The sequence below is a fragment of the Amycolatopsis sp. NPDC004079 genome (genome assembly GCF_040610415.1).
GTDB classification, from domain to species: domain Bacteria; phylum Actinomycetota; class Actinomycetes; order Mycobacteriales; family Pseudonocardiaceae; genus Amycolatopsis; species Amycolatopsis halotolerans.
In genome coordinates, this window is record NZ_JBEXMH010000036.1 from 1 (window position 1) to 18,484 (window position 18,484).

Sequence of the window (18,484 nt, forward strand, 5' to 3'; positions counted from 1 at the left end):
TGTGGCATTGGGTGCGTCCCACGCACCGAACGCCACATTGGGTGCATCCCACGCACCCAATGCCACATTGGGGCGCGCCCCACCGCAGGCAGCCAGCGCGAGTGTCCGCTCCAACTGGCGTAGGCAGTCACGAGGGCTTGAGCACCCACCGGATGAGCGTCTCCCCGCTAGGCGAGGGCCGCTCCTCCGGCCCGACCCGGCTGAACCCGGCCCGCCGCGCGACGACCTCGGACGCGGTGTTGCTTTCGTCGTGCCGGTAAGCGATCTCGTGCAACCCCAGCCGCGCGAAGCCGAACTGGATCGCGGCCGAAAGTCCCGCTGCCGCAATGCCTTTGCCCCGTTCGGCCGGATGCGTCCACACCGACGCCTCGGCCGTGCCGAAGTCGAGGTCCAGGTCGCGCAGCCCGACCTCGCCGAGCAGGCGGCCGGTCGCCGGTTCCGCGACCGCCCACGAGCAGCGTTCGTCGCACGCCCACTGCGCGGCGCGCAGGGTCACGTATTCGGTGGCTTCGTCGGGGGTGCGCAGCCGGTAATTCAGCACGTACCGCCGATGCCGCGGGTCCGCGAACGCCTCCATCAGCGCGGGCCGGTCGTCGAGCTTCCGGTCCGCGCGCAGCTGACGCAGGTAGTACGCGCCCGCGTTGATTTCCACGGGTTCCACAACTCGAGCCTAACCGTCCGGAACCGGAAAACGGCTGCGTGCCGCGTCACGACCGGGGCGGGAGCCAGGGTGAAAAATCCTTGCCGTTTCGGGCAGTGCTGGGGGAAAAGCCGTCGCGCGGTGATGATCACACTGGCAGCGTTGCCGGTATGCCGGACAATCTGACCCAGTTTGCCGCCGAACATTCCCGTCTGCACGGATGGGACGACCTTCCCGCTTTCCTCGCCGACGACCGGACCTGGACGTTCGCCGAGGTCTACGCCGGGGCCGCGCGCGTCGCGGGCGGTTACCGAGCCGCCGGGCTGCGCCGCGGCGATCGCGTTCTGCTCGCGCTCCCGGACAGCGTCGAAATGGTCTGGTGCCTGCTCGGCGCGTGGCAGGCCGGAATCGTCGCGATTCCGGTGAATGTCCAGATGAGCCACGACGATCTGACCCGCGACATCCGCACCGCCGAACCCGCGTTGATCGTCGTCGACCCGGAAACCGCGGGCTGGCTCGACGATGCCGGTCTCGCCCCGACGACCGACGCGGATCGGCTGGCGAAGGCGGAACCGGAGACGGAGTTCGCGCCGGGCGGAGATCATCCGTCGCACGCGATGTTCACGTCCGGGACCACCGGCGCGCCCAAGCTGTGCTTCTACCTGCACAGCAATTTCGATCCGTCGATGCTCAGCACGGAGGGGGTCGGCACGGTCGCGCTTTCGGTGTCGCGGATGTACTTCTCCGGCGGCCTGTACTCCTCCGCGATGGCCACGATGTGCACCGGCCAGACGTCGGTGCTCTCACGACCGCGCGCGACCCCGGCCGCCGCGCTGGAGCTGATCCGCCGCCACAACGTAGCGACGCTTTTCGCGCAGCCGAGTTTCTACGCGCGCCTGCTGCAGGAGCCGGGGCACGCCGAGACACTCGGACAGTTGCGCGGCGCGATGTGCGCTGGCGAGGTGCTTTCCGCACGGTTGCGCGAGAAACTGATGCCGGTCTTCGGCGATCGCTTGGTGAATCTCTACGGGGCTACTGAAGCCGGCGGGTACGCCGTCGGCCGACCGGCGGATTACGCCGACCCGTCGGCGGTCGGGCCGGCTTTCGAGGGACGTTCGGCGCGCGTGGTGGTCGGCGGGCAGGAGGTGGCCGCCGGTGTGCAGGGCGAACTGCAGGTTCTGGTCCCGTTCGCCACGCGGGGCGTCGCTCGGGGCAGCCTCGGCCCGGATCAGGTGACCAACGCCTGGTGGTCGACCGGCGATCTCGGGTCGATCGACGCACAGGGCGTCATCCACGTCTACGGACGGCTGGACGACGTCGAGGTGATCGGCGGGCAGAATGTCGTGCCCGGTGAGGTCGAACGGCTCCTCGAAAGTCATCCGAAGGTGCGCGAAGCGGCGGTCAGCGCGGTGCGGCGCGAGGCGGGGGACACGACACTGCGCGCATACGTGGTCGCCACTTCAGGCACCGGCGACGACGATCTGGGCGCGGAGTTGGTCGCGCTGACTCGCGAGCACCTGTCGTGGTACAAGGTGCCGCAAGACGTGACGTGGCTGGAAGCGTTGCCGCGCAACGCAAACGGCAAGGTGTTGCGGCGGCAGTTGCGTACCGCGGGCGGTCAATGACCTAAGCCGGGTGAAGGGATCGCCGGGAACTCGGCGTGCACGGCGGTCCCTTCACCCCGCGCGGACTCGATGGCCAGCGAACCCGCGACCCGCTGCACGCGTTGGCGCATCGCTTCCAGCCCGAAGCCGGTGCCGTCGCCGCGGTCACCGGGGGCGAAACCACGTCCGTCGTCGCGGATATCGAGCATGACCAGGTCGGTGGTGTAGGTCAGCGTGATCCCGATCCGGCTGGCGCGCGCGTGTTTTTCCGCGTTGGCCAAGGCTTCCTGCGCCACCCGGTACATCGCCACTTCCAGTTCCGGCAGCAACGGTCGCGCGTCGCCTTCGACGTCGGTTGTCACCTTGACGCCAGAAGTATCGGACACTCGATTCGCCAAGCCTGCCAACGCTTCCGGCAGGTGCGAGTCGGCCAACGGCTCCGGGCGCAACGCCTGCACCGCTCGGCGCGCCTCGGTGAGGCTGTCCTTCGCCAGCGTGTGCACGTGGTCGAGATGCCGTTGCCGATCCGCGGCTTCGGTGGCCCGGTCGGCAGCCTGCAGTTGCGTGACGATGCCGGTCAATCCCTGGGCGACGGTATCGTGGATTTCGCGAGCCATCCGCTGTCGCTCGTCGAGCACCCCTGCCTCGCGGGCTTGGGTGAGCAGTCGTGCGTGCAGCGCGGCATTTTCCGTCAACGCCGTTTCCAGCTGTGCGTTCGACTGCGCGAGCTTTTCGTTGGTGCGACGGCGTTGCTCGTTCTCCGCGCCCACAAACCATGCCACGTAGAGAATCGGTCCGACGATCGACACCGCGGTGATCCATGGCGGCGACGGTTGCCAAATTCCCTTGGCCAGTAACGGAACCACCGCTGTCGCAGCCGCCGCGAAGATGCTCCAGCGCGTCGGGAACAACACGAATGCGATCGGGTAGCCGATGGAAGCGAAGGCGGTGAACGGGTCCACCCGGGCAGCGAGCAGGGTCGCGCCGGCCAGCAGTACGACGAAGAATCCGATGGCCAGCCACGGGTTTCGCGTGCGGTGCGGGAAGACCGGGATCAGCACCAGCAGCCACAGCCCGGTCGCCGCGGCGAGAAGCAGCGTGGTGCGCCACTGGGCGGGATGGCCGTGCGGCTGACCTGCGGCGATGATGGTGCACACGGCGAGCGCCAGCATCCCGATCCCGGCGAACACCGGGCCCGCCCATCGCTCGGCCCTCGGATCGACTGAGCCCGGCCGCAGCCCCATCATCGGACTGAACCGCGGCGCGCGTTCTGGCGGGCTCAGCGGCGTCGCCATCCGCTGAGCAGGATCAGCAGCAACGGCAGCGCGAACACGATCAGCAGCCGTCCGCGCGTCACGATGAGCACGATGACCGCGAGAGCGATCGAAAGCGGCACCGAATACCGCATCACGAACGAACCGACCTTGCCGTTGCCAGCGGCGGACGGCACGGCCGGTTGCGGCCGGGCCGTGGCCAGCAGCGCGCTCGGGCGCGGCGAGGGCAGGTCGTCGAACAGCGGCACCAGTTCGCTGACCAGCTTGGCCGACGTGACCTTCGCCGAACGGCTGCCGTACTCGTCGATGTCGAGGCGTCCGGTGCGGACGTGCTCGGAGAGGACGTCGAGCGCGTCCTGCCGTTCGTCGTCGCTCAACCGCAGGTCAGGCATGGTCCGCCTCAAGGATCCAGACGGCGCTGCCGCCGGTGTTCGTCGCGCATCGCCCGGAACTCCTCGCGGCGTTCCCGGTGCCGGTCGTGGCGGTGGTGATGGTCATGGTGCTCGAAACCCTTGCCCCAGAGCGCGCGGCCGACCGCGGTGAGCGCGATCGGCGCGAAAATCACCGGCCAGCCCGCGGTGCCGGTGGCGATCAAGGCGATCGCCGCGATCCACACCAGCGGAATCAAAGCCGCGACGGCGCGTTGCCCGCCCGACCACTCCGGCTGCCGCGCGGCCACCTCGCCGGACGCCGCGGGCTGCGGAACGGGCATCGGCGGCGGTGGCGCCGCGGCCGGTTCTGGCGCGGCGGTCGCGCCCGCGCCGAACACCGGATGCGGCACCGGCAGGTCGTTGAACAGTTCGCCCAGTTCGCCGCGGGTCTTGGCCGCGGTGATCCGGGCGGAGCGCTCGCCGAACTCGTCGATGTCGATCCGCCCCGCGCTCATGTGCTCACCGAGCGCATTCAGCGCGGACTCTCGCTCCTGGTCGCTGATCCGCAGCTGCGGAGACGGAACCTCAGTCACGTTGTCGATGGTAGGCCGCGCGAGCGCGCGGCACCCACGACATTCAGCACAACTTCAGTCCTTGAGCTCCAAGAGTTGCGTTCCCTGTGTGACCGCGGAGCCGATCTCGACCGAAAGCCCGGTGACAGTGCCCGCTTTGTGCGCGGTTACCGGGTTCTCCATCTTCATCGCCTCGAGGACCACGATCAGCTCGCCCGCCTCGACGTGCTGGCCTTCCTCGACCGCGATCTTCACGATGGTGCCCTGCATCGGCGCGGTGACCGCGTCGCCGCTCACCGCTGCCTTCGCGCCGCCGGCCCGCTTGCGGGGCTTGGCTTTCGTCGCCGCGGGCGCGCCGCCGCCTTCGAGGGCGAACCCGCCCGGCAGCGACACCTCGAGCCGGCGTCCGCCGACCTCGACCACGACGTTCTGCCGCGGCGCCTCTTCCTCGGCCTCGACGTCCGGCGCGACGAACGGCTCGATCTTGTTGTCGAACTCGGTCTCGATCCAGCGGGTGTGCACGCTGAAGCCGTTGTCGTCGCCGATGAACGCGGGGTCGTCGACGATCACGCGGTCGAACGGCAGCACCGTGGCCATGCCCTCGACCTCGAACTCGGCCAGCGCGCGACGGCTGCGCTCGAGCGCGTTCCGCCGGTCCGAACCGGTGACGATGAGCTTGGCGAGCATCGAGTCGAACTGGCCGCCGATCACGCTGCCGGACTCGACGCCGGAGTCGACGCGCACGCCCGGCCCGGACGGGGCCACGAACTTCGTGACCGTGCCCGGCGCGGGCAGGAAGCCGCGGCCGGCGTCCTCGCCGTTGATGCGGAACTCGATCGAGTGGCCGCGCGGCACCGGGTCCTCGGTGATCCGGAGCTTCTCGCCGCGCGCGATGCGGAACATCTCGCGGACCAGGTCGATGCCGGTGGTCTCCTCCGAGACCGGGTGCTCGACCTGCAGCCGCGTGTTCACTTCGAGGAAGGAGATGGTGCCGTCGACCGCGACGAGGTACTCGACGGTGCCCGCGCCGTAGTAGCCGGCCTCCTTGCAGATGGCCTTGGCGGACTCGTGGATCCGGGCGCGCTGGTCGTCGGACAGGTACGGCGCGGGGGCCTCTTCCACCAGCTTCTGGTGGCGGCGCTGCAGCGAGCAGTCGCGGGTGCCGACAACGATCGCGTTGCCGTGCTGGTCGGCCAGCACCTGCGCCTCGACGTGCCGCGGCTTGTCCAGGTAGCGCTCCACGAAGCACTCGCCGCGGCCGAACGCGGCCACCGCCTCGCGCGTCGCGGACTCGAACAGTTCGGGGATTTCTTCGCGGGTACGGGCGACCTTCAGGCCGCGGCCGCCGCCGCCGAACGCCGCCTTGATCGCGACCGGCAGGCCGTGCTCGTCGGCGAACGCGACGATCTCGCTGGCGTCCTTCACCGGCTCCTTGGTACCGGGCACTAGCGGCGCGCCCGCGCGGGTCGCGATGTGCCGCGCGGTCACCTTGTCGCCGAGGTCGCGGATCGACTGCGGGCTCGGCCCGATCCAGGTCAGGCCCGCGTCGAGGACGGCCTGGGCGAACTCGGCGTTCTCGGAAAGGAAGCCGTAGCCGGGGTGGACCGAGTCGGCGCCGGCCCGCTTGGCGGCGTCGAGGATCTTGTCGATCGCGAGGTAGCTTTCGGCCGCGGTGTTCCCGCCGAGGGCGAACGCCTCGTCGGCGAGGCGCACGTGCGGAGCGTCGCGGTCCGGGTCGGCGTACACGGCCACGCTCTGCAAGCCCGCGTCCTTCGCGGCCCGGATCACGCGAACCGCGATCTCGCCCCGGTTCGCGACCAGGATCTTGGTCACCGGACCGCCTGTGCTCGCGGTGTCCTGCTCGCTCACCACATACCTCCCGTGCCCGTCGCCGCGCTGCTGGTCAACCGGGAGTCTACGGATCAGGACAGAGCCTGGATTGAGAGGTGGACCACCCAGTTCGGTCCTGTTTATACCCGTTCGGCCGGGGCCTGATGCCGGAGTTCGGCCGGTAGTTCGGAGTCGAGCACGATCACGTCGTAGGGGTTGACCTGGTGCACCAGGGCCAGATTCTCGGTGTTGACCAGGATCCACGGCTGGTGCTCGCCGCAGCAGTCGACGAGCCGGTCGAGCGCGGTGAACGCGACCAGCGCGGTGCGGCCGTCGGGGGTGCGGCGCAGTTCGACGTTGGCTCCGGTCTGGCCGTCGGTGGTCGGGCCGGTGGGGCCGGTCGGCAGGTAAAGCGCCGGGGGCAGATTGGGGTTCGTCACTCCGACAACATAGACGGACACGGTGCGCAAGGTCGCTTACAGTCTCGGATATGGGGACTTGGCCGAAGCGCATCCCGCGATCCGCGCTGCTCACCGCCGTTCTCGCGGCGGTGGTGACGGCGGCGGCGCTCGTGGTGGTCGTCGTGCTGCGCCCGAAGCCGGACGGCGCGGTGACCATGGCGCCGCGCGAGCCCGCGGCGGCTCCGGTCAACGGATCGTCCGCTACCTGCGGGAACGGCCCCTGCAAGCAGCTGGCGGCGATGAGCGTCGGCGGGACCCCGGTCGTGCTGCTGGCGGACGCCGCGGGCGGATGGGGCCGGGTCCAGGTCGGGCAGCAGCCGGGCACCGAGTTCGAACTGGCGATCACGAACCTGGGCGCGAAGCTGACGGCGAATTCCCTGCGCTGCGTCGACGGGTCGACCGCCGCGTGCCTGATCCGCGGCGACGCGGCGGGCGGTTCGTACGGCGAGTTGCTCACCGCGTCCGGCGGGGTGTGGCGCGACTACGGCAAGCCGTACTTCTCCGACGCGGGTTCGCTGTCGCTCTACGACGTGAGCCAGGACGGCCGTCCGGACGTGATCGTCGTCCGGCACGAATGCCCGCAGGCGGTGTCCGGCTCGCCGCGCTGCCAGGCGGCCCCGGTGGTGGCGGAGGTGTACGAACTCGACGGCGAGGTGATGGGCTGCACGAGCACCGTCACCTCGCCGTCGAACTTCCGCGGCTGGCCGGACGTCGAGCTGAAGAAATCCCAGCTGCGGCGGTGTTCCGGCACCTCGTGAGCGGCGATCGCGGTTCTCGCCGGGATCGCCGCGCACGAAGCGTCAGGCGGTTGCGGGACGGGCGGCGCCGCCCTCGTCGCGGTGGTTCGGGCGAGCGGTCTGGGTGTTGAGGATCTCCTCGTCGAGCAGGCCCTCGCTGCGGGCGACGATGGTCGGGACCACGATCTGGCCCGCGACGTTCGTGGCGGTGCGCATCATGTCCATGATCGGGTTCACCGAGTAGATCAGCGCGATGCCGATCGCGACCTGCTTGGCGTCGAGGCCGATGAACGCGGTGGTCAGGGTGAGTGCGGTCAGCCAGCCGGTGGTGCCCGCGGTGGCCAGCGCGCCGAGCACGGCGACGACCACGATGCCGACGTACTGCCCGAAGCTCAGCGGCACCCCGGAGAGGTTGGCGATGAAGATCGCGCCGATCGCCGGGAACACCGCGGCGCAACCGTCCATTTTGGTCGCGCTGGCGAGCGGGGTGGCGAAGGCGGCGTACCCGGGGTCGACGCCGAGGTTCACCGCGGACTGGCGGGTCAGCGGAAGCGTCGCCGAGCTGGACTGCGAAGCGAACGCGAACTGGATCGCGGTGCCCGCCTTGGCGAAGAACGTCAGCGGGTTCACCTTGGCGACGAACTGCAGCAGGATCGGGTAGACCACGAACAGGATCAGCAGGCAGCCGACGTACACCGCGAGCGTGGTCGACAGCAGTGGGCGGAACAGCGCGTCGCCGTAGTTGGAGACCGCGGCGCCGATCAGGCCGATGATGCCGATGGGCGCGAGCCGCACGATCCAGCCGAGGTAGCGCTGGATGATTTCGAAGACGCTGGTGGTGAAGTCGACGAACGGCTTCGCCTTGTCGCCAAGGCTGTAGGCGGCGGCGCCGATCACGACGGCGAGGAAGAGCACCTGGAGCGTGCTGCCCTCGGCGAAGGCGGAGAAGAAGTTTTCCGGGAGCAGGCCCTTGATGAAGGCGTCCCAGGAACCCCAGTGGCTCATGCTCATCTCGGCTTTGTCGGCGTTCTTCGCAGTGGCCGCGACGCCTTCGCCGAGCCCGCCGGAGCCGGGGTTGAACAGCTTGCCGATCGCGATCCCGACCAGCGAGGCGATCAGCGACGTGATCGCGAACCACAGCACAGTCTTGCCGCCGAGCCGCGCGGCGGTGCGGCCGCCGCCGAGGCCGCGGAGGCTGTTGATGCCGACCACGATCGCGGTGAAGACCAGCGGGATCACCGCGATCTGCAGCAGGGTCGTGAAAATCGTGCCGATCTGGTCGAGGGTGTCGGTCAGCCAGCCGGCTTCGGTCGTCCGCGCGAGCACGCCGAGGCCGGCGCCCACGACAAGCGAACCGAGCACGGCCGCGGCGAACACGCGCGGTTTGGTATACGTCCTGACGAAGGACATGTGCCACCCCAGGGAGGTCGAGAGTTTCCGCTGGCCCGGATGCGGGCCGGGATCGACTTTCCCTGATCACTCGTCCGAGTGACACATCGTCCCAGTATGTGAACTATTTCCACATCTCGGTGACGCCGACGCCCACCTCGGCGAGGAGCTGCCGCAGCAGCGGAAGGCTGATCCCGATCACGCTGGAGGGGTCGCCCTCGACGCCCTCGACGAACCACCCGCCGAGCGCGTCAAGCGTGAACGCCCCCGCGACGTGCAGCGGTTCGCCAGTCGCGACGTAGGCGTCGATCTCGGCCTGGCTGGGGTTGGCGAAGTGCACGGTGGTGGACCGCGTGCCGGAGGCTTCCTTGGTGCGCTGCCCGCCGTCGAGCCGGACCACGGCGTGCCCGGTGAGCAGGACGCCGGAGCTGCCGGCCATCCTCGCCCAGCGCTGCTTCGCGACTTCGGCGTTGGCGGGCTTGCCGACCATCTCGCCGCCGATGGAAAGCATGGAGTCGCAGGCGACGATCACGGCGTCGGGTTCGGAAACCATCTCGACGACCGCGTTGGCCTTGGCTTTGGCGAGCGCCGTGACGAGCTCGGCGGGCGCCGGGTCGGTGAGCGCGGCGGCGACGGCGTCTTCGTCGACGCCGGACACGACGACGGCCGGGTCCAGACCGGCGCTGCGCAGCACGGAGAGGCGGGCGGGGGACTGGGAGGCGAGGACTAGACGCACGGTCGCGAACGCTACCTCGGCTGGGTGGGGTGTGGGGTTGTGACCCGGGCTGGCGGGTTCGCGTGGGGGCCGGGATTCGGAGGCGGGGTTGTGCGCCAGGTTGCCGAGTTGGGTGATTTTGGTGCGTGGTGCGCGGTGCGCGGTGCGTGGTGTGGCGAGCGGCGAGCGAGGTGCGGGGGCGAGGAGCGCGGGCGAGGAGCGGGGACGGGGAGCGCGGGCGAGGAATGGGGATGAGGAGCGCGGGCGAGGAACGGGACGGGGAGCGCGGGCGAGGAGCGGGGACGGGGAGCGCGGGCGAGGAATGGGGATGAGGAGCGCGGGCGAGGAACGGGACGGGGAGCGCGGGCGAGGAACGCGGGCGAGGAACGGGGGCGAGGAGTGCGAGCGAGGTGCGGGGACGAGGAGTGCGGGCGAGGAACGGGCTGCGATGTCGCTGAGGATCGGGAGACGTTGCGGCCGCATTGCGCGGACTGCCCCAGGCGCGGTTTGTGGTGCAACGCAATCGCAACACCGCAACACCGCAACACCGCTGCTGCGCGATGCACGGCGCGCTCGGGCCGCACCGTGCGGTTCGCTCCGGCTTTCTCGCCGAAAGTTCCGGGATGCCCTGCCTCGGCCCGCGGCGGCCTGGCCCCGCCCGGATCCTGTCCGGCTCCGGCGCGGCCCTTCGGCCCAGTACGCGCGCAGCGCCGCCTTGCCGCGGATCACGCCGTCGCCGCCGATACCTGCGGCGGCGCGGCCCTGCCTGAACCTGTCCGGTTCAGGCGCTTCGGCTTGCCCTGCCTTGTCCTTCCTGTTCGCGTTGTCCTTCCCGAAGTCCCTGCCCCGGCTGGGGTTTGCCCAGCCGGGGCGGGTCGGGGTCAGCTGTTCATCGGGCCGGTTCCGGGGTCGGGGCGGTCGGCGCCGGCGTGTGCGACCGGGGAGTCACCCGGCGCAAAGCCGCTGCTGACAGGACTCCCAGTACCAGCACCACGATCGGCAGGATCAGCGTCGCGCGGGCGGCGTCGGTGAGTCCACTGTGGACTACCTCCCCGGCGAGGCGGCCTGCTTGGGCGGCGATGTCCGCCGGGAGGCCGGGGATCGGGGCCGGGCCGCCCGAGGAGCCGAATTCTCCGGTGGAGGCGGCGGCGTGGGCGATGCCTTCGGTGAACGGCGCGCGGTATTGCTCTGGCAGTTGCTGGGCGGCGGTGGCGGCTTCGCTCGTGATGGAAGCGCTGATCCGGGCTTGCAGGAGCACGCCGATCGCGGCGCTGCCCAGGACTCCGCCTACCTGGCGGGCGGTGTTGAAGATGCCCGAGGCAGTGCCGGTGAGCCGTGGTTCTACCGACGCCATCGTCAGGTTGCTCATGGGGGAGAAGATGCAGCCGACGCCTAGGCCGCACACCAGCAGGGCCGGGATCAGCGCCCACGGGCTGGTGTCCGGACGGGCTTGCAGCGCGATGATGCCCACGCCTGCGGCCAGCAGCGCGAGGCCGCCCATCACCAGGTACTTGCCGTTGATCCGGTCTGAGGCGCGGCCGACGAACGGGGCGATCACGCCGGACAGCAGTGACATCGGGGCGGTGAGAAGACCGGCCATGGTGGGGGAGAGGCCGAGCACCGTCTGGATGTAGATGATCAGCGGCAGGAACATGCCGGTCATCGTGAAGCCGACGGTGGTCGCGGTGAGCGTGCCTGCGGAGAAGTTGCGGTTCGCGAACACCGCCAGCGGGACCAGCGGTTCGCGGCGGTTGCGGTGCTGCCACAGCACGAAGGCGACCAGGAGTACTACGCCAGCGCCGATGATTTCGAAGACTGTGATGCCGCCGAAAACGGTGCCCCAGTCGTACTGCTGTCCATTTTGGACGCCGAACACGATGCAGAACAGTCCGGCGGCGGACAGCAGGATGCCGAGCAGATCAAACGAGTGCGAGTGCTTCGGCTGCCAGTCCGGCACCAGCCACAGCGTGAGTGCGATGGCGACGACGCCGATCGGCACGTTCACGTAGAAAATCCACTCCCAGCCGAGGTGCTGCACCAGCACGCCGCCCAGCAGCGGGCCGGTGATCGTGGCCAGGCCGGCCACGCCGCCCCACGCGCCCATCGCCGCGCCGCGCTTCGCGGGCGGGAACAGGTGGCTGATGAACGCCAGCGTCTGCGGCGTCATCAGCGCCGCGCCGAGGCCTTGCACGGCACGGGCGGCGATCAGCATCTCGACGTTGCCGGACAGGCCGCACCACAGGGACGACGCGGTGAACACGACGAGCCCGGCGACGAAGACGCGCTTCGGGCCGAAGCGGTCGCCGAGGCGGCTGGTGAAGAGCATCGGCACGGCGTAGGTGAGCAGGTAGACGCTGATCACCCACACCACCGAGTTCAGCCCGGCTCCGAGGTGCTGCAGCATGGCGGGCACCGCGATGGACACGATCGTGGTGTCCAGCAGGATCATGAAGAACCCGATGCAGAGCGCGCTGAGCGCGGCCCACGGGTTAACCGGTCTTGCGTTCATGGTCTTCCTTGAGCTTGAGTTTCTTGTCCTGGAAAGGGATCCGGCCGCTGTCGAGGTCCGCGAACAGCTGCTCGATCCACGCGAGCTCGAACTTCCGCTGTGCCGCGCTGTAGCGGAAGTCGAGCCAATAGACGTCGGGGGTGCCGTCGGATTCCAGCCGGTCGATGAGCACCTCGTCGGAGGCCACGGCCGCGCGCAGCGCGGTCATCCGGTGCTCCAGTTCGAGCAGCGCCACGTCGCGCCCCAGATCGTCGATCACGGCGAGCCCGCTGAGTACGTCGCTGTAGTCCGGCACCACGTCGCCCAGCATTTGCCGGGCTCGTTCCTGGAAGGCGTCCTTGCCCGCGGCCGTCATCGCGTACACCGTGCGCTCCGGCCGCCTGCCGTCTCGCTGGGTTTCGACGACGTCAACGAAACCGTTGCGCTGCAGCCGATCCACCGTGTGGTAGAGCGAGCCGGCCTTGAGCTTCACGCGGGCCTCGACGTGCCGTTCCCGCATCAGCTGGGCCATTTCGTACGGGTGCATCGGCCGCTCGTGCAGCAGCTCGAGCACGGCGACGCCCAGCGCCGTGAGCTTGGCCGCGACCATGACGGTGTTCCTCCAGGAATCCAATCGAGTGATACCAAGTGGGTTATTCCACGTGGACTATACGGTGTGGAGCAAGCTGCGGTCCAGTGTGATCTGAGCTGGTGAGCAGCTTGTGGCTGACGGTGATGGGTGCTGCGAGATGGGGAGAGCGTAACCAGGACCACCGACAAAAACCGGCGATCGCCTGTTCGACGGCCCTTCCGCGGCCCCGAAAGGCTGTCCGCGACCGACAACCCGGGCCAAGATCGGCTCATGGGCGAGAACCGGGCAGTCGACTGGGAAGGCTTCTTCAACACTCGAGACCTCGGCGGTCTCCCGACCCGATCCGGCGGCAGTACCGAACTCGCGCGCTTCTACCGGTCCGCCAGTCTCCGGTTCGTCACCGGCGAGGGCTGGGCCAGCGCGCGAGAATCCGGCCTGCGCACCGTCCTCGACCTGCGCAACCCCGCCGAGATCAGCACCTATGCCGCCACCGTGCCGTCCGGGATGACGCGTCGCGAAGTCCCGCTGGACGACATCGAAGACACCGAGTTCTGGCAGTACATCGCCGACGAACAGCTAGACGGAACCCCGCTGTACTACCGCGTTTTCCTTGACCGCAAAGCAGAACGCTGCGCAACCGTCCTGCGAGCACTGGCCCAAGCAGAAGGCGGAGTGCTCTTCCGCTGCACTTCCGGACGGGACCGCATCGGCCTCGTCTCGCTCCTCCTGCTGGCCCTGGCCGACGTCGACCCGGAAACCATCGCCGCTGACTACGCGCTCTCGACCGAAGCCGTCCTCCCGCTGTACCGGGCGCTAGGCGTCGAAGACCAAACGGAGCTGCTCGAAGCAGCCTTGGCCCGCCGCCGAACGACCATCCGCGAAGCCGTCATAAAGACCCTCGAAGGATTCGACGTCCGCGAATACCTCGTCCGCGCCGGAATGGCCGCGGACGAGGTAGACCGGCTTCGGGACCGGCTCAGTCGGTGACTTGATGCAGCTGCCGTGCCCGGCGACTGCCCAGTGAATACCAGCCCGCGATCCCAGTGCCGACGGTCAGCGCGGCCGCGCTGAGGCCCAGCGACCAGTGCACCCCGACGGCAGAACCGAGCAGCCCCACGGTGAATCCGCTGCCCGCGCGAAGACCGCTCGCGGACACGCTGTACACGCCGATCACCCGGCCGCGTTCCTCCGGTTTCGCCAGCAGCTGCACGACGGTCTGGCCGATCGACATCGACGCCAGGTTCGCCACTCCGCCGATCACCAGCAGCACCACCGCGATCGGATAGCTGGCGGTCATCGCGAAGAACAGGCTCGAGATCCCGTAGACCGCCGTGCTGATCACCGCCGCGGGCACGTTCGGTTTGATCTTTCCGGTCGCCTCCAGCAGGATCCCGCCGATCACGCCGCCCGCGCCGTTGGCGAACAGCAGCACGCCGTACGCGGTTCCGGCGCTGCCCGCGCCCAGGTCCTGCGCGAAAATCGGCATCGAACTCTGCATCGAAGCGCCGACGAAGAACGCGCCGAGCCCGGCGAGGATGATCATCCCGACCATCGTCGGATTCCCGCTGATGTCCTTCAGGATCCGCACCGAATCCATCAGCCCGACCCGTGGCCGGCGGATGATTCCGCCGTCTCGGGTGTGGCCGGTGAACTTGGTGCGGAACAGGAACACCGTCAGCGGCAGGTAGAACGCGACGTTCACGAAGATGCCCGCCACCGGCCCGAGGCCGAGGAGCAGGGCCGAGCCGACAACCGGGCCGAAGAGAATGCCCAGGCTGCGGAAGGTGGCGTTGAGCCGGACCGCGCTCGGCAATTCGGCGGGCCCGACGAAATCGTGCAGCATCAACTGCTCGCCCGGGCCCCAGATCGCGCCCGCGCAGCCGTGCAGAATCAGCAGTACGCAGGCACTCCACACCTCGAGGGTGTCGGTGAGGATCAGCACGCCCCACGCCGCGGACACCGCCATGAACAGCACCTGCGCGGCCTGGATGATCCGGCGGCAGTCGTGCCGGTCGGCCAGCCCGCCGAAATACACCGAGAACAGCAGGAACGGCACCCAGTGGCTGATCACCTCGAACCCGGTCAGCGCGGGCGACTGGAACTTCTCCCACAGCACCCAGTAGGTGATGACGTGCTCGACGTTGTCGGCCATCATCGCCAGCCCGGTGCCGATCAGATACGGACGGCAATCCTTGTTGTAGAGCGCGGCGAATTTGCGCGGGGCCGCGGGGGCAGCCTCGGCTTCGGGTTGGTGCGTCGGCACCCCGCACGCGGAACACATGACTGAGAACCCCCTAGTGAGCTGGTGCGCTCTACGCTAGACGAGACGTTGCGTCTTGGCTAGACTCCGGCACGTGGGCGACGTCACTGAGCCCGGCGAGCGCCGGCATCACGGGAACCGTTACGGCCGCAGCGAGAACGCGCGCCGCGCGGTCTTGCACGCGGTCGACGATCTGCTGGTGGAGGTCGGTTTCGCCCGGCTCACCATGGAGGGCATCGCGGCCAGAGCGGGCGTCGGCAAACAGACCGTCTACCGCTGGTGGCCGTCCAAAGTGGACATTCTGCTCGAAGCCCTCGGCGACGACCTCGTCGAGGAACTCACCCCGCCCGATACCGGCGACCTCCGCAAGGACCTCTGCGCGCACCTCGCCGCGATCGCGTCCTTCCTGACCACCGCCGACGCCGGTGCGGTGTTCCGCACGCTGCTCGGCCAGGCCCAGCACGACTCGGACCTGGCCCGATTGCTGCGTGAGGACCACATCCGCGGCCAGCATGCGCGCGACCGGCTGCCGCTCGAACGCGCCGTTGCTCGCGGCGAACTGCCGTCGGACACTGACCTGGACAGCGCGGTCGAACAGCTCGTCGGGCCGATCCACTACCGCGTGCTGGTCACCGGCGCTCCGGTGCCGCCGGAATTCACAGATGGCCTGGTTGAGCGATACCTCCGGGAGCATCAGCCCGAGTAGGCTCCTGGAGACATGGGAACGGTCTGGTGGCTGGTCGGGCTGGCTGTGGCCGCCGCGGTCATGGCCGGGATTGTCTGGATTTTCCGGGACCGCGCGGGCGGGCTGGATCAGCGGTTGCGGGCGGCCGAACAGGCCTCGCGCTGGCGATTCCTGCAGCAGCGATGGGAATCGGAACCGATGGCGCGGCTCGCGACCGTCCAGCAGGTGCACGCGCTCACCCAGAACGGCGGCTGCCAGGTCCGGATCGTCTGGACCGACAGCTATCACGCCGAGGACGTCGAGATCGAGCACGACCAGGCCGACGCGGGCGATTACCTGTTGCTGCGCGGAGTCGGCCCGCTCGGTTCGATCACCCGGGAGGAGCTGTTGGCGCACGCGGGCGCTGACGCTCCGGATTGGGCTCAGCGCGGACGTTGATTCACCAGCCGCTCATTCGCTGCCAGGTGCCGGTGAGGCGGCCGTTCTCCGCGATCCGGTAGCTGCCGTGTTGTGCGGCGGTGGCGCAGGCGTGGTTGGGCAGGACGCGCAGGCGGGTGCCGATCGGCAGGTCGGGCAGCGGATGCCCGTCGCGCGCGGTGAGGATTCCGTGTTCCTGGCTCGCGCCGGTCACTACGAGACCGGGCATCAGGGTGCCGTCGAGGTCGGCGACCAGGCCGTATCCCTGGTCGACGGCTTGATTCGCGGTGCCTCGGTCTCGCGACAACGCCATCCAGCCGCCATCGGTGAGGATCCAGCCGTGCTCGGGGCGGTGTCCGATCACGGTGACGACCACGGACAGCGCAAGGTCTTCGACGCGGCAGACGCCGAGCCCGGCCATCACCAGGTCGAAGAAGATGTAGTTGCCAGCGCGGACTTCGGTGACGCCAGTGAGGTCGTCGGCTGCGTGTGCGGTGGGGGTGGAGCCGACGCTGACTGTGCCTGCGTACAGGCCTTCGTCGCGAAGGCGTTGTGCTGCAGCGACAGCGACGTCACGCTCGTGCGCGGCGGCTTCGCGCTGCGCTGCAGGGGTTGTCGCGAAGTAGGACTCACCGGCGTGTACGAGGACACCGTCGAGACAGTCGTGCAGCTGTCGTCCGATGGTGAGTAGCGCGGGGTCTTCGGGCAGTACGCCACCACGGTGACCGTCGCAGTCGACCTCGATCAGTGACGGAATGCGTAACTCGGCTTCGCGTGCTGCAGCGGTTACCGCAGAGGCTTGCGCGATGCTGTCCAGCAGCACCCGCACGGTGATTCCGCGTCGCAGCAGCGAAATCACGCGCGGGAGCTTGTGCGGATCGATGCCGACTGCGTAGGTGATGTCGGTGTAGCCGCCGTCGGCGAAGGCTTCTGCTTCGGCCAGCGTCGACACCGTGATCGGGCCTGGCTTGCCGCCGTGCATCAACGTGGTCGCGGGCAACGCCTTCGCCGTTTTGGTGTGTGGGCGCAGGGAAACGCCGAGTTCGCGCATCCGCTGCGCTAAGAATTCAGCGTTGCGCTGGGCGCGAGACAGCTCGACGACGGCGAACGGCGTGTCCGGATCAGCCAGAGTTTCCTCAGCCGGCGGCAATTGCCTGCACCTCGACCTTCGCCCCAAAGTGGAGGGTGCTCGACCCGGCGACCGCGCGCGCCGGGCGATGATCGCCAAGCCAGGAACGGTAAATCCGGTCGAACTCCGGCCAGTCGCCCATGTCGGTCACGTACACGGTGACCGACAGCAGCCGATCCCGGCTCGTGCCAGCAGCGGCGAGACACGCGTCGACGTTGGCCAGAACTTGCTTGGCCTGCACGGAAAACGGCTCATCCACCAGCCGGGTCCCGTCGCTGGTGATGGGCAGTTGCCCGGAGACGAACGCCATCCCGCCGTACTGCGCGGTGTGCGAGTAATGCCCTCCGGGCGCGGAAAGTTCAGGACTGTCGCGCAGAACGATTTCGGTCATCGACGGGCTCATTTCGCGTAGTTGTAGACAGTCGCCCGGGATACTCCGAGCAGGTCGGCGATGATCTGGGCGGCGTCGCGGGATTCGAAGTACCCCTCGTCGCGCAACCGGCGGACCAGGTCGCGTTTGGCGTCGCGGGAAAGAGAACGTGGGCTGCCGCCGGCCGCACGCTCGATCCGTTCCCGCAGTTCACGCGAAGTACGGGAACGCAGGTCTTCGACGACATCGGGTTGCGCGGCGTCAGTGGCGACCAGGTTGGTCAGCGTGTGCGTGAGCGGCGACAACACCGAGACGTCGAGGTTCAGGCACAGCGCGGCGATGTGCTCGCCCTCGGCGTTCTTGATGCCGATCGACGTGCTTTTGACCGGCCGCCCGTCCGGGAACTGGTTCGCGTAGTTCTGCAGGACGCTCGGGTAGTCCGGGTCGCTGATCCGCTGCAGCCCCAGTTCGGTGGCCGGGTCGCCGACCTGGCGGCCGGACAGGTTGTTCTCGATCGCGCGGATCGCGTGGTCCGGATCCCGCAGGTCGTGCAGTACGACCTCGCACAGGCCGGGGAACATCCGGCCGACCGCGACCGCGATCTTCTCGGTTTCCCGGATGAGGTGCTCGTCCACGCTGCCGCCTTTGACTCAATATCCAACTTTAGAAAATGAGTCTAGCAGGTGGGCACAAAGTTGATCCCGGCTCGGAAACCGGGATCAACCAGAGAGACTTCAGCGAGGCAGAGCTGAGGCGCGCCAGGCCCCGTCACCAGCCGCGATCGGCGCGTGCACTGCGGTCGACCGGCCGCCCCACCACGACGTGCGACGCCGCGCCGGAGCGGGCGCCGACGCCGAAGCGACAGTGGCCACCACCGCGGTGAGCGCGGCGAGTTCGGCGTCGTCCGGGTTGCCGCGGACTACGCGGAGCAGGGGAGCGTCCGTCATCGC

The 18,484-nt window shown here is 69.0% G+C and carries 20 protein-coding genes; 5 read left to right on the forward strand and 15 right to left on the reverse strand.

The genetic code is table 11. The features are described from left to right. Positions 1 to 127: 127 nt before the first annotated feature. Positions 128 to 661 carry a GNAT family N-acetyltransferase gene (locus ABZX37_RS30315; RefSeq protein WP_354745276.1) on the reverse strand — a complete coding sequence of 178 codons (534 nt, stop codon included), beginning with the start codon at positions 659 to 661 and terminating at the stop codon, positions 128 to 130. Between the two features lie 149 nt (positions 662 to 810). Here ABZX37_RS30315 and ABZX37_RS30320 point away from each other — a divergent pair, with 149 nt between their 5' ends. Beyond that, the gene (locus tag ABZX37_RS30320) at positions 811 to 2,265 is read left to right on the forward strand and encodes a class I adenylate-forming enzyme family protein (RefSeq protein WP_354745278.1); all 1,455 of its coding nucleotides are present in this window, start codon (positions 811 to 813) and stop codon (positions 2,263 to 2,265) included. Here ABZX37_RS30320 and ABZX37_RS30325 read toward each other — a convergent pair. The 5 genes from ABZX37_RS30325 to ABZX37_RS30345 all read right to left on the reverse strand — a co-directional run bounded on the left by ABZX37_RS30325 (position 2,259) and on the right by ABZX37_RS30345 (position 6,752). Beyond that, a complete protein-coding gene (locus ABZX37_RS30325) occupies positions 2,259 to 3,539 on the reverse strand; it encodes a sensor histidine kinase (protein WP_354745280.1) in 1,281 nt (426 codons plus the stop codon). The two genes, ABZX37_RS30320 and ABZX37_RS30325, sit on opposite strands and share 7 nt — an antisense overlap. Continuing rightward, positions 3,524 to 3,910, reverse strand: a complete 387-nt coding sequence (locus ABZX37_RS30330) for a DUF1707 domain-containing protein (RefSeq protein ID WP_354745281.1) — start codon at positions 3,908 to 3,910, stop codon at positions 3,524 to 3,526. Before ABZX37_RS30330 ends, ABZX37_RS30325 begins: the two co-directional genes overlap by 16 nt. A gap of 8 nt (positions 3,911 to 3,918) precedes the next feature. Continuing rightward, entirely contained in the window at positions 3,919 to 4,482 is a 564-nt protein-coding gene (locus tag ABZX37_RS30335) for a DUF1707 domain-containing protein (protein WP_354745283.1), read from the reverse strand. A 54-nt stretch (positions 4,483 to 4,536) separates the two neighbouring features. Further along, positions 4,537 to 6,330: an acetyl/propionyl/methylcrotonyl-CoA carboxylase subunit alpha gene (locus ABZX37_RS30340; protein ID WP_354745285.1), complete on the reverse strand. Its 1,794-nt coding sequence runs from the start codon at positions 6,328 to 6,330 to the stop codon at positions 4,537 to 4,539. Between the two features lie 101 nt (positions 6,331 to 6,431). Then, entirely contained in the window at positions 6,432 to 6,752 is a 321-nt protein-coding gene (locus ABZX37_RS30345) for an SAV_915 family protein (protein WP_354745286.1), read from the reverse strand. A gap of 29 nt (positions 6,753 to 6,781) precedes the next feature. Here ABZX37_RS30345 and ABZX37_RS30350 point away from each other — a divergent pair, with 29 nt between their 5' ends. Then, positions 6,782 to 7,510, forward strand: a complete 729-nt coding sequence (locus ABZX37_RS30350) for a hypothetical protein (protein ID WP_354745288.1) — start codon at positions 6,782 to 6,784, stop codon at positions 7,508 to 7,510. A 42-nt stretch (positions 7,511 to 7,552) separates the two neighbouring features. On the opposite strand, the gene ABZX37_RS30355 is transcribed toward ABZX37_RS30350, so the two are convergent. From ABZX37_RS30355 to ABZX37_RS30370, 4 genes are all read right to left on the reverse strand, one after another. After that, positions 7,553 to 8,899, reverse strand: coding sequence for a dicarboxylate/amino acid:cation symporter (locus ABZX37_RS30355; protein WP_354745290.1), 1,347 nt, complete (start codon positions 8,897 to 8,899; stop codon positions 7,553 to 7,555). A gap of 103 nt (positions 8,900 to 9,002) precedes the next feature. Then, positions 9,003 to 9,614 carry a nucleoside triphosphate pyrophosphatase gene (locus ABZX37_RS30360; protein ID WP_354745292.1) on the reverse strand — a complete coding sequence of 204 codons (612 nt, stop codon included), beginning with the start codon at positions 9,612 to 9,614 and terminating at the stop codon, positions 9,003 to 9,005. Positions 9,615 to 10,482: 868 nt separating this feature from the next. Further along, positions 10,483 to 12,102: a DHA2 family efflux MFS transporter permease subunit gene (locus ABZX37_RS30365; RefSeq protein ID WP_354745294.1), complete on the reverse strand. Its 1,620-nt coding sequence runs from the start codon at positions 12,100 to 12,102 to the stop codon at positions 10,483 to 10,485. Next, positions 12,083 to 12,691, reverse strand: coding sequence for a PadR family transcriptional regulator (locus ABZX37_RS30370; RefSeq protein WP_354745295.1), 609 nt, complete (start codon positions 12,689 to 12,691; stop codon positions 12,083 to 12,085). Before ABZX37_RS30370 ends, ABZX37_RS30365 begins: the two co-directional genes overlap by 20 nt. 252 nt (positions 12,692 to 12,943) lie before the next feature. Between ABZX37_RS30370 and ABZX37_RS30375 the strand changes: the two genes are divergently transcribed. After that, a complete protein-coding gene (locus ABZX37_RS30375; protein ID WP_354745297.1) occupies positions 12,944 to 13,660 on the forward strand; it encodes a tyrosine-protein phosphatase in 717 nt (238 codons plus the stop codon). Here the strand turns inward: ABZX37_RS30375 and ABZX37_RS30380 are convergent. Further along, positions 13,650 to 14,954 carry an MFS transporter gene (locus tag ABZX37_RS30380; protein WP_354745299.1) on the reverse strand — a complete coding sequence of 435 codons (1,305 nt, stop codon included), beginning with the start codon at positions 14,952 to 14,954 and terminating at the stop codon, positions 13,650 to 13,652. The genes ABZX37_RS30375 and ABZX37_RS30380 overlap by 11 nt on opposite strands. Positions 14,955 to 15,027: 73 nt before the next feature. Here ABZX37_RS30380 and ABZX37_RS30385 point away from each other — a divergent pair, with 73 nt between their 5' ends. Both ABZX37_RS30385 and ABZX37_RS30390 read left to right on the forward strand, forming a co-directional pair. After that, the gene (locus ABZX37_RS30385; RefSeq protein ID WP_354745300.1) at positions 15,028 to 15,639 is read left to right on the forward strand and encodes a TetR/AcrR family transcriptional regulator; all 612 of its coding nucleotides are present in this window, start codon (positions 15,028 to 15,030) and stop codon (positions 15,637 to 15,639) included. 12 nt (positions 15,640 to 15,651) lie between these two features. Then, positions 15,652 to 16,056: a hypothetical protein gene (locus tag ABZX37_RS30390; protein WP_354745302.1), complete on the forward strand. Its 405-nt coding sequence runs from the start codon at positions 15,652 to 15,654 to the stop codon at positions 16,054 to 16,056. A gap of 1 nt (position 16,057) precedes the next feature. Here ABZX37_RS30390 and ABZX37_RS30395 read toward each other — a convergent pair whose 3' ends face one another. From ABZX37_RS30395 to ABZX37_RS30410, 4 genes are all read right to left on the reverse strand, one after another. Further along, complete coding sequence (locus ABZX37_RS30395) at positions 16,058 to 17,185, reverse strand: alanine racemase (protein ID WP_354745304.1); 1,128 nt, start codon at positions 17,183 to 17,185, stop codon at positions 16,058 to 16,060. Beyond that, complete coding sequence (locus tag ABZX37_RS30400) at positions 17,172 to 17,555, reverse strand: RidA family protein (protein WP_354745306.1); 384 nt, start codon at positions 17,553 to 17,555, stop codon at positions 17,172 to 17,174. Before ABZX37_RS30400 ends, ABZX37_RS30395 begins: the two co-directional genes overlap by 14 nt. 8 nt (positions 17,556 to 17,563) lie before the next feature. After that, entirely contained in the window at positions 17,564 to 18,169 is a 606-nt protein-coding gene (locus ABZX37_RS30405; protein WP_354745308.1) for a PAS domain-containing protein, read from the reverse strand. 99 nt (positions 18,170 to 18,268) lie between these two features. Then, entirely contained in the window at positions 18,269 to 18,481 is a 213-nt protein-coding gene (locus ABZX37_RS30410) for an acyl-CoA carboxylase subunit epsilon (protein ID WP_354745310.1), read from the reverse strand. Between the last annotated feature and the right edge of the window lie 3 nt (positions 18,482 to 18,484).

Coding starts and splice junctions, on each gene's coding strand:
- ABZX37_RS30320 (WP_354745278.1), top strand. CDS start 811: ATGCCGGACAATCTGACCCAGTTTGCCGCCGAACATTCCCGTCTGCAC.
- ABZX37_RS30325 (WP_354745280.1), bottom strand. CDS start 3,539: ATGGCGACGCCGCTGAGCCCGCCAGAACGCGCGCCGCGGTTCAGTCCG.
- ABZX37_RS30330 (WP_354745281.1), bottom strand. CDS start 3,910: ATGCCTGACCTGCGGTTGAGCGACGACGAACGGCAGGACGCGCTCGAC.
- ABZX37_RS30350 (WP_354745288.1), top strand. CDS start 6,782: ATGGGGACTTGGCCGAAGCGCATCCCGCGATCCGCGCTGCTCACCGCC.
- ABZX37_RS30355 (WP_354745290.1), bottom strand. CDS start 8,899: ATGTCCTTCGTCAGGACGTATACCAAACCGCGCGTGTTCGCCGCGGCC.
- ABZX37_RS30365 (WP_354745294.1), bottom strand. CDS start 12,102: ATGAACGCAAGACCGGTTAACCCGTGGGCCGCGCTCAGCGCGCTCTGC.
- ABZX37_RS30370 (WP_354745295.1), bottom strand. CDS start 12,691: ATGGTCGCGGCCAAGCTCACGGCGCTGGGCGTCGCCGTGCTCGAGCTG.
- ABZX37_RS30375 (WP_354745297.1), top strand. CDS start 12,944: ATGGGCGAGAACCGGGCAGTCGACTGGGAAGGCTTCTTCAACACTCGA.
- ABZX37_RS30380 (WP_354745299.1), bottom strand. CDS start 14,954: ATGTGTTCCGCGTGCGGGGTGCCGACGCACCAACCCGAAGCCGAGGCT.
- ABZX37_RS30390 (WP_354745302.1), top strand. CDS start 15,652: ATGGGAACGGTCTGGTGGCTGGTCGGGCTGGCTGTGGCCGCCGCGGTC.
- ABZX37_RS30400 (WP_354745306.1), bottom strand. CDS start 17,555: ATGACCGAAATCGTTCTGCGCGACAGTCCTGAACTTTCCGCGCCCGGA.
- ABZX37_RS30410 (WP_354745310.1), bottom strand. CDS start 18,481: ATGACGGACGCTCCCCTGCTCCGCGTAGTCCGCGGCAACCCGGACGAC.